The sequence below is a fragment of the Schlesneria sp. genome (assembly GCF_036405755.1).
Lineage (GTDB): Bacteria > Planctomycetota > Planctomycetia > Planctomycetales > Planctomycetaceae > Schlesneria > Schlesneria sphaerica.
Map to the genome: position 1 here is coordinate 1 of NZ_DASWWZ010000018.1, position 10521 is coordinate 10521.

General features: G+C 57.3%; 3 protein-coding genes. All 3 read left to right on the forward strand.

The window, feature by feature from the left end; genetic code table 11:
• Nucleotides 1–40: 40 nt before the first annotated feature.
• The 3 genes from VGE80_RS00635 (at nt 41) to VGE80_RS00645 (ending at nt 10152) form a co-directional block, all read left to right on the forward strand.
• Nucleotides 41–4771, forward strand: a complete 4731-nt coding sequence (locus VGE80_RS00635) for a PVC-type heme-binding CxxCH protein (protein WP_440591307.1) — start codon at nt 41–43, stop codon at nt 4769–4771.
• Nucleotides 4772–5411: 640 nt separating this feature from the next.
• Nucleotides 5412–6731, forward strand: a complete 1320-nt coding sequence (locus VGE80_RS00640) for an efflux RND transporter periplasmic adaptor subunit (RefSeq protein WP_373653433.1) — start codon at nt 5412–5414, stop codon at nt 6729–6731.
• Nucleotides 6732–6855: 124 nt separating this feature from the next.
• A complete protein-coding gene (locus VGE80_RS00645) occupies nt 6856–10152 on the forward strand; it encodes an efflux RND transporter permease subunit (protein WP_440591308.1) in 3297 nt (1098 codons plus the stop codon).
• The last annotated feature ends 369 nt before the right edge of the window (nt 10153–10521 follow it).

Here is a 10521-nt window from a genome sequence, read left to right on the forward strand (position 1 = left end):
AATTTGGTTTGCCTTCAATGCCGCGATGAGATCTTCAACGATGCGCTATTCCCTGTTTTCATTGCTGTGCCTGTTCGTGACCGTCAGTGGAACGGTCAGCGCTGAAGAGTTTCTGTTGACTCGGTTCGAGCGACAGCCGCTCACGGAGGATTACTTTTCTGAAGGGGCCAGCTTCGGGGACCTCAACCAGGATGGGATCGTCGACATCGTGCATGGGCCCTACTGGTGGGAAGGCCCGAAGTTTGAGCGTCGACATGAGATCTATCCCGCCAAGTCGCAGAACCGGCGGGGTTATTCCGACAACTTCTTTTCGTGGGTTTACGACTTCAACGGTGACGGCTGGAACGATGTCCTGACCGTGGGACTTCCCGGAACACCCGGTTTCATCTTCGAAAATCCGCAGGGGAAGAATCTCGACAAACACTGGAAACGCCATCAGTTTTCCGATCAGGTGGGGAATGAATCACCTCAGTTCGTCAACTTTGTCGGCGACACTCGGCCCGAACTGGTTTTCGCCCGTGATGGCGTGTTCGGGTATATCGCGTTTGATCCCCGGCAGTCTTTCGCCAATCAGACATTCCATGTGATCAGTGACAAAATCGCGGACACTCCGTTTGGCCATGGGCTGGGTGTCGGTGATGTGAATGGCGATGGCCGTCTGGATTTGTTGTTCAAAGGTGGATGGCTGGAACAGCCCGAGTCACTCGCCGGTGATCCTCTCTGGAAACTGCATCCCTTTGCCTTCGCCGGGGCAGGGGGAGGTGACATGTTTGCTTATGATGTGGATGGAGATGGAGACAATGACGTCATTACCAGCCTGAACGCACACGCATTTGGGCTCGCATGGTACGAACAGACGCGTGATGGGAATGAGATCAGTTTTGTCAAACATCTGATCATGGGCGAGAAACGGGAAGAAAGCCCCTACGGAGTGCTGTTTACCGAATTGCACACTTTGGCGCTGCACGACATGGATGGCGACGGCCTGAAAGACATCGTCACGGGCAAGACCTACTGGTCCCATCATGAGCAAAGTCCCATGTGGGACGCGGGGGCCGTGGTGTACTGGTTCAAGCTGGAACGAAGCACGTCGGGTATCAACTGGATTCCCTACCAGATCGATGGCGAAGCCGGGGTCGGGCGGCAGCTCAGCGTGGGGGATTTGAATGGAGACAAACGGCCTGACATCGTCGTGGGGGGCATGAAAGGCTGTCACGTTCTCAGTCAGACGGTTTCGCAGGTCACCAAAGCGGAGTGGCAAGCAGCTCAGCCGAAAAAGTCAATTGCGATGGCCGAGGGACTCTCTCCGGAAGAGGCGGCAGCGAACATGACTGCGCCGGACGGATTTGTCGTCAGCCTCGCGGCGGGCGAGCCACTGGTGCATCAGCCAGTGGCATTCACGCTTGACCATCGCGGCCGTCTGTGGGTGGCCGAGGCATACACCTACCCGATCCGTGCCGCCGACGGTGAAGGCAAGGACAAGATCGTGATTCTCGAAGACACGGATGGCGACGGCCGGTTTGAGAAGCGAAAAGTTTTCATTGAAGGGCTGAATCTGGTCAGCGGTCTGGAACTGGGCTTCGGCGGCGTCTGGGTCGGTGCCGCTCCTTATCTGATGTTCATCCCTGACCGGGACGGTGACGATGTTCCCGACCAGGTTCCGAACCCTGTGAGCCATGCGAACGTCCAGTTCCCCAGGGATGTTCCCACGGGAGCGACCGTCCTGCTGGACGGGTTCGGGTGGCAGGATACGCACGAGACATTGAACTCGTTCATCTGGGGACCTGATGGCTGGCTCTACGGCTGTCACGGAGTCTTCACGCATTCAAAAGTCGGGAAGCCTGGAACTGCTGACAAGGATCGTCAGGGATTGAATGCGGGTGTCTGGCGATATCATCCGACGAAACATCAGTTCGAAGTCTTCTCGCATGGAACCAGTAACCCGTGGGGAGTCGATTTCAACGATCGCGGTCACGCCTTCATCACCGCTTGCGTGATTCCTCACCTGTGGCACATGGTGCAGGGGGGACGCTATCACCGGCAGGGGGGGCAGCATTTTAATCCCTACACATTCGAAGACATCAAGACCATTGCGGACCACGCCCACTACGTGGGGAATCTGGCCGACCATGCCTGGTGGGGGCATGAACCACACGCACCGGCCGATACTCTGGCAGCCGGAGGTGGGCACGCTCACTGCGGGGCAATGATCTATCTGGGTGACAACTGGCCCGCGGGCTATCGTAACCAGATCTTTATGCACAATGTCCACGGCAACCGCATCAACGAATGTCTGCTCGAGCCATCCGGATCGGGCTATATCGGCAAGCGGGCCCCCGATACGCTGATTGCCAATGATCGATGGTTCCGAGGAATCAATCTGAAGTACGGACCCGATGGTTCGGTCTACCTGATTGACTGGTACGACAAGAATGCCTGCCACCGGACAAATCCCGAGATCTGGGATCGCACGAACGGACGCGTCTACAATCTCGCGTATGAGGGGACCGGGCGCCCCGACCGGAAGCAGATTCAGTCAATGCTTCAGACGCTCTCCGGGAGCCGGCTGCCAGATTTGGTAGCGCTGCTCGACCATCCGAATGAATGGTATGTGAGGATGGCACGCCGGCGGCTGCAGGAAGCCGTCGCTCAGGCGGAAAAGCAACAGGCTGGCAGCCCCTCGCTGATGGAAATTCGGTCGGCTCTGCGAAAGAAACTGGACCAGGCAGACGGCGTCCCACAGAAGCTGCGTATCGTGTGGACGATCCATGCGGTATTCGGACTTGATCATGATCTGGCGATGCAACTGCTCGCATTGCCCGGAGTTGAGAATGAAGACCTGCGGGCGTGGGCGATTCAGCTCATGCTCGAAGACCGAGCCGTTACGTCGGGTGAACTTGCCACGCTGGTGACGCTGGCAAAGACCGATTCATCCCCGGTCGTCCGGCTTTACCTGGCGTCGGCGTTGCAGCGACTTCCGCTGGAACAGCGCTGGGAACTGGCGTCAGCTCTGGTCGGACACGGCGAGGATGTCGATGACCACAATTTGCCACTCGTGCTGTGGTACGGAATTGAACCGCTGGTTGAAGCGGATCCCAAACGAGCCATTGCGATGGCCCAAGGTGCCCGGATTGAACGGGTCGCTCGATACATTGTCCGCAGAGCGGCAGCAACAGAGAAGACATTGAATGCGGCGATCGAGTGGTTGGCGAGTGCTTCGGAACCGGCGACGCAGAAGCAGATTCTCGAAGAGATCAACAAGGCGTTTGAAGGCCGCGTCAATATTCCGCAGCCCGCAGCGTGGACCCCTGCCTACGATCGACTGGTCAACAGCCCCGATGCGGAAATTCGATCACGGGCGGACCAGGTGGCGGTCGCCTTTGGCGACAAACGAATTTTGCCGCGGATGCGAGCCCTGCTGCAGGATTCGTCCGCGCCGCTTCCCCAACGCCAGAAAGCTCTGGAACTGATTGTGAAAGGTCGTGACACCGAAGCGGCAGATTCTCTGTTAGCGGTGCTCGACGAGACTGAACTGCGTGGTCCCGCAATCCGGGCTTTGGGGGCCTACGACAAGCCAAAGATTCCTGACCAGATTCTTGAACGCTATGGCAAGCTTCCCGACAGCGAAAAGCGCGATGCGATCAACACGTTGGTTGGCCGTCCCCGGTCGGCAGAAAAGCTGTTCGACGCGATCGAGAAGGGGACCGTGCCGCGGACCGATGTGCATGCATACCATGTTCAGCAGTTGCTCGGCTTCAAGGACGAGGCATTGGCGAAACGGATTCAGTCGATCTGGGGCGATATTCGTCCCACGGCCAGTGACAAACTCGCCCTGATTGCCAAGCATAAGGAAGGTCTTTCCCCGGCCCGGTTGAAGACGGCGGATCTCGGAAATGGCCGTCGCCTGTTCGCGAAAACGTGTGCCGCGTGTCACGTCCTGTTTGGAGAAGGGGGCAAGATCGGTCCCGACATTACGGGTTCGAACCGTGCCAACGTCGATTACCTGCTGGAGAACATTCTGGATCCCTCGTCGATTGTCGGGAAGGACTATCGCATGACAGTCATCGCGACGACGGATGGCCGAGTGATCTCGGGATTGATCCAAAAGGAAACGGACAGTGCGGTAACGCTCAGGACGATCAATGACACGGTTGTGGTCGCGAAGTCAGATATCGATGAGCGAACTCTTTCTGAGTTGTCGCTCATGCCTGAAGGCCAAATGAACCAACTGACACCAGACGAACAGCGCGACCTGATCGCTTATCTGGGGTCGCCCCACCAGATTGCTCTACGAGGACCCAAGGGGCCGATTGATCCGCAAACGGGTCGCGTTCCCAACGCCATTGAAGGCGAGGGGCTGAAGATCGTTGGCAAGTCCGCAGGGAATGTGTCGAGTCAGCCCATGGCAGGCTTCACCAAGGATAAGTGGTCAGGAAGCGACCATCTCTGGTGGACGGGGGCATCCCCGGGAGCGAAGCTGGAACTGGAACTGCCGGTGGAAACCGAGGGAACCTATGAGATCGATGCCGTCCTGACGATGGCTCGTGACTACGGAATCGTGCAACTTCTGCTGGATGACGAACCGATCGGCGCTCCGGCCGACTGTTACGATGTCGATGTCGTCACAACTGGAGAATTGTCATTCGGGATCAGAAGATTGACCAAGGGGACGCACAAACTGGGCTTCCAGATTACCGGTGCGAACCCGAATGCGGTGAAGGGCTATATGGTCGGCCTGGATTATATCAAGCTGACCAGGACGGATCGCTAGGCAGGAATTGACCGCAGTCGTCTGAGGGGTTCGCTTTGGGGAGGAAGATCTCACGGGGCCGGGGAGCCTTCGCGCAATGCAGGCGAAGCGAGGCCCGGTTGCGGTGTGGATATCCGAACTGGATATCCGAACGATTTGCAGCGCGCCGAGAGCCGGACGCTGCACATCAAAGGGAGCAGGAATGTCCGGCGGGACCCCGTTGAACGCGGCACGACAGGAAGCCGTGTGAGGTTATGAAGGCATAACACCCGTCGGCAGTAACCTTAAATCAGAATTCAGGTCACGTAGATGTGGACGCTCGTGCGCGAGTGTACTGATTCCCCATTTCTGGATTAAGTTTTCGAGAAGTCAAGTTCTTTGTTTCTCGAGCGAATTCGGGTGTGTCAGCCCCATTCCGGTTCCCCGTCTTCTTCCGAATAATCACGAAGGCATCGAGCGTACAAGGTCGAGTGGACAGGTGTTCTTTGTCGGCTGCAGGGCTGGGAATTCAATATTCTGAATTGGATGCAGTGAGGACGCAAACCGGTTGTCTCGGAGTGGTTCGCCAGCCTAAGATAGAGATCGCTGCCTAGGGGTCCCTCCGGTTTGCTGCTTCCTACCCTCCTGCCTGTATAACATTGGGCTATGTTAGGTTCGTCTTATGCCAATATTCCCCTTTCGCTTTGACGTGAGTTCAGTCGTCATCCGCAGTCTCGTATCTCGTTCTCCACGGGCCATGGTCTTGCTTGCAGGCGTACTGGCGATGGGGTGCCAGAAGTCAGTTCCACCCTCCAAAGAAGCTCCCCCCCCGGTGGTGAGCGTTGCGGTGCCCGTAGTGGAAGAAGTTCAAGAGTTTGAAGAGACCACCGGCCGACTGGTTGCCCGCGAGGCTGTCGAAATTCGGTCGCGAGTGAGCGGATATCTGGATCGAACCTTTTTCGTCGACGGAGCGAACGTTCAGGAAGATCAGCCACTTTTTGAAATCGATGCACGTCCATACGCCGCAGAACTCGCCCGGGCCAGCGCCAATGTCGAACAAGGTCGTGCACGTGTCGATCGCCTGAAACGTGAAGAAGAACGTATTCGCAAGCTGTTCGGCACGAAGAACACCACACAGGCCGATCTGGACCTGGTGTCGGCAGACCTCGCGGAAGCCAGGGCGGCAGTCGATGGTTTGATCGCGGCCCGGGAAATCGCCGAACTGAATCTCGAGTTCACCAAGATCTCGTCGCCGATTACCGGACGTATCAGTCGACGACTGGTCGATCCCGGTAACCTGGTCAAAGCCGACGAGACGCCGCTTGTGACCGTGATGTCGCTGAATCCGATCTATGCCTACTTCGATATCGACGAACGAACCGTGCTTCGGGTCGAGCGACTGATCCGGGAAGGGAAGATTCCTTCGCCACGCGACTCCAAGTATCACGTCAGTTTCGCGCTGGCGGACGAAACCGAATTCACCCGCACGGGTGAGATCGACTTCCTTGATAACCACATTTCGGCGACCACCGGCACCCTGCGCCTGCGTGCGACCGTCGAAAACGACAACCTGCTGTTGCAACCGGGGATGTTCATTCGCCTGCACGTTCCGATTGGTAATCCTCATCCTGCCTTGCTGATTCCGGAAGAAGCTCTCGGGTCCGATCAGGGGCAACGTTATGTGTATGTCGTCAACGATGAAGATGTCGTGACCTATCGCCGCGTGAAGATCGGCTTGCTGAAAGAAGGACGCCGCGTCATTGAAGAGGGACTCGGCCCCGAAGATCGCGTGATCGTCTCCGGTTTGCAGCGTGCTCGCGTCGGAATCAAGGTGAACCCCGAACTGGTGGCCCAGAAAAGTCCTGAATCGGCAGCATCGCCGGCTTCCGAAGGAAAATCCGTTCCCGCCAAATCGATTGAGCGGAAACCGGAGAGCGGTTCGACAGGCGGGCATAAAGCCGTCGAAGCCAAGGCAACCACGGACGTGCTTGGCCGTCCCTGACAGTTCCTGGGGAGAGGAATCCACTGCAGGCTGACTGCGGGTGGGCTCCATCCCCACCCTGGCGAGGTGGTTTGATTGTCACTTTGCAACGATCCCACCCTGGCGTGACCTGACGAGAGTTCTCATGTTTTCAAGGTTCTTCATAGATCGACCGATCTTCGCCAGCGTCCTGTCGATCCTGATCACTCTGGCGGGCGGTCTTGCGGTCTTCGAACTGCCCATCGCTCAGTATCCCCCCGTCGCCCCGCCTACGATTCAGGTTGACTGCAATTATCCGGGGGCCAGTGCCCAGGTGGTGGCCCAGACCGTCGCGGCACCCATTGAGCAGCAGGTCAATGGCGTCGAAAACATGCTTTACATGTCGTCACAAAGTACCAGTGACGGCTCTTACACGTTGACGGTGACTTTCAAACCGGGCGTCGATCTGAACCTGGCACAGGTGCTCGTTCAGAACCGTGTCAGCCTGTCGATTCCCTCTCTTCCCGATGTGGTTCGTCAGACTGGCGTGACGACCAGAAAGCGTTCTCCTGACATTCTGCTCACCGTGAGTCTCAATTGTCCGGATGATCGCTACGATCAGCTATATCTCAGCAATTTCGCCGTGCTGCGAGTGAAGGATGAACTGGCTCGCCTTCCGGGGATCAGTGAAGTGCTGGTGTTCGGTCAGCGCGACTACAGTATGCGAATCTGGGTCGATCCCGACAAACTGGCGATGCGGGAACTGGGAATCAGCGACGTCGTCAACGCACTGCGTCAAGAAAACCTGGAAGTGGCCGCTGGCCAGATCGGTCAGTCTCCGACACCCCCCAAATCGGACGGTAGCGACGTCGTGCGGCAACTGCCAATCGATGTTCTGGGCCGACTCTCCACCGTCGAAGAATTCGAGAACGTCATTGTCCGTATGTCGGGCGAAGGCGAAATCATCTGCATCAAGGATGTGGGTCGCGTCGAGATGGGGGCACGCTCGCAGGACGTCAGCAACCGCTTTGATGGTAAGCCGACGGTGGGTCTGGCGATTTTTCAGTTGCCTGACGCGAACGCGCTGGAAACGGCCGACCTCATCAAGAGTAAGATGAAAGAGCTTTCGGAGTCATTTCCGGACGGAGTTCACTACGAAGTCGGTTACGATACGACCCCCTTTATTCGGGAATCGATTGAAGAGGTCGTTAAGGCTTTGCGCGATTCCGTGATTCTGGTGGCGCTCGTCGTGTTGATCTTCCTTCAGGGGTGGCGGGCTGCGGTCATTCCTCTGATCGCGGTTCCTGTGGCGATCGTGGGGACCTTTGCGGCAATGGCCATCACCGGCTTCAGCATCAACAATCTGACCTTGTTCGGTCTGGTGCTGGCGATCGGGATCGTGGTTGACGATGCCATCGTGGTGGTGGAAGCGGTTGAGCACTATATCGAGAAGGGACTCTCTCCGCGAGAAGCCGCGATCTGGGCCATGGAAGAGGTTTCGGGCCCCGTCATTGCTGTGGGACTCGTGCTCAGCGCCGTGTTTATCCCGTGCGCTTTCCTCTCCGGGATTGTGGGGCAATTCTTCCGGCAGTTCGCGTTAACGATCGCCATCTCTACGATCATTTCGACTTTCAACTCGCTCACGCTCAGTCCGGCGCTGGCGGCGCTGCTGCTGAAGCCGAAGTCGGCGGGACGCGATCCTTTAACCTGGTTGATCGATACTCTGTTCGGCTGGTTCTTCTGGCTGTTCAACCGTACCTTCGGACTTTCCACCAGGCTGTATATCGGGATTGTGGGCGGGCTCCTGCGTGTCCCGATTCTGGTGCTGGTGGCGTATGTCGGGTTGCTGTGGCTGACGAATGCCACGTTCCAGAGCCTACCCACGGGTTTCATTCCGACGCAGGATAAAGGCTATTTCATCGCCAGTATCCAGCTTCCCGATTCCGCCGCGGCAATTCGTACCCGTGATGTGGTTGCACGTATCGAGAAAATCGCGCTGGAAACACCGGGGATCAAGAACGTGAACTCCGTCGCTGGCAACTCGTTCGTGCTCAGTGCGTACGGATCAAACTTTGGTTCGATGTTCATCATCTTGAAAGACTTCCACCATCGGCGCGATCCGTCGATGCAAGCCGATGAAATCCTCAAAGTATTACGGAAGCGGTACGCGACCGAGATTCCGGAAGCAATCATCAACGTGTTTCCTCCCCCTGCGGTAAGCGGACTGGGGCGTGCAGGTGGTTATAAGCTGATGATTGAAGACCGTGGGGAAGTGGGGCTAAAGGTATTGCAGGAGCAGACGGATAACATCGTTTCTCAGGGAAACAAGCCGTCCGCCTCAGCACTGACGGGGCTGTTCACGGTCTATAAGGCCAATTCACCTCAACTGTTCGTCGACATCGACCGTCGTGCCTGTTTAACGCAGGGGATTTCGCTAAACGATGTCTTCGGGACGCTCCAGGCGTATCTGGGGTCCCGTTACGTCAATAACTTCAATCGCTTTGGCCGGACGTGGCAAGTTGTCGTTCAGGCCGACTCGCAATTCCGCGACGAAATTCAGGATGTGGGCCGGTTGCGAGTTCGTAACCGCATGGGCGAGATGGTTCCTCTGGCCGCGATTGCCTCCGTGCGCGAAATCAGCTCACCACTTGTTCTGACTCGGTACAACATGTATCCCGCGGCGGCAATTAACGGGAACGTCGAACCGGGATTCAGTACGGGGCAGGCCATCGAACAGGTTGAAGCACTGACCCGCACCGAACTTCCCAATACGATGTCCATGGAGTGGACCGAGATCACCTATCTTGAGCGGATGGTGGGGAATACGGGGATCATCGTCTTCGCTTTATCGGTTGTATTTGTGTTCCTGGTGCTGGCAGCACTGTATGAAAGCTGGTCGATGCCACTGGCGGTGATTCTGGTGGTGCCGATGTGCGTGCTGAGTTCCATCACGGGCGTGGCGATTGCCTCCATGGACATCAACCTGTTCACTCAGATCGGCTTCATCGTGTTGATCGGGTTGGCGTGTAAGAATGCCATTCTGATCGTGGAGTTCGCAAAGTATCGCCGCAGTGAAGGGGTTCCTGCCCGAGAGGCGATTCTGCATGCATGCGAACTGCGACTGCGACCCATTCTGATGACGTCGTTCGCCTTCATTCTGGGGGTCGTGCCGCTGGTGATTGCCACTGGTGCGGGTGCCGAAATGCGTCGTGCCCTGGGAACGGCGGTTTTCAGCGGAATGCTCGGCGTGACCTTCTTCGGGATCTTCCTGACACCCGTCTTCTTCTACGTCATCGACAAGATGTCGGGGTGGCAGTGGCTGGCGAACTCGTTCCCCGCCAGGGTCGCTCGATTCGTATTGGCAGTAATCACGCTGGCGCCCGTCAGAAAGATGGTGCGAAAGCGATCCGCTCAACCGCCGGTCCGCAATGAGATCCGTAGTGCTGTTGGTGATGCTGATTAGGCCGTCGTCGTCGGTTCGCTCGGCTTCCTCCTTGAAATCCATCGTGCAGAGTCTGTCTGTCTCTACGCACGGAAACACTCCTGACCCGGCGATGTCACACGTTGGGTGACGCCGGAGTAGCGATCCGGGCGAGACATCAGCGCGATGACGAAAGTCTGCGCCACGTACGTCTCATGCGGTCAAAGATTCCACGGGGGATCGCGCGCGACCAGTTTCCGAGGGGGCAGTAGAAGCAAAATCGACAACGGGATCTGTACCGCGTCGTAAGTTTTGCAAGGCAGGATCTGCCTTAGAAGGACCAGACGGCCTGAGCACACGTCTCGCAGATGCGAAGGCTGCTGCTCAATCCGCTCTCATGCAGGGCTGCGG

Excerpts from the sequence above, each read along its gene's own strand:
- VGE80_RS00635 (WP_440591307.1), top strand. The coding sequence starts at position 41 with ATGCGCTATTCCCTGTTTTCATTGCTGTGCCTGTTCGTGACCGTCAGT.
- VGE80_RS00645 (WP_440591308.1), top strand. The coding sequence starts at position 6,856 with ATGTTTTCAAGGTTCTTCATAGATCGACCGATCTTCGCCAGCGTCCTG.
- VGE80_RS00640 (WP_373653433.1), top strand. The coding sequence starts at position 5,412 with ATGCCAATATTCCCCTTTCGCTTTGACGTGAGTTCAGTCGTCATCCGC.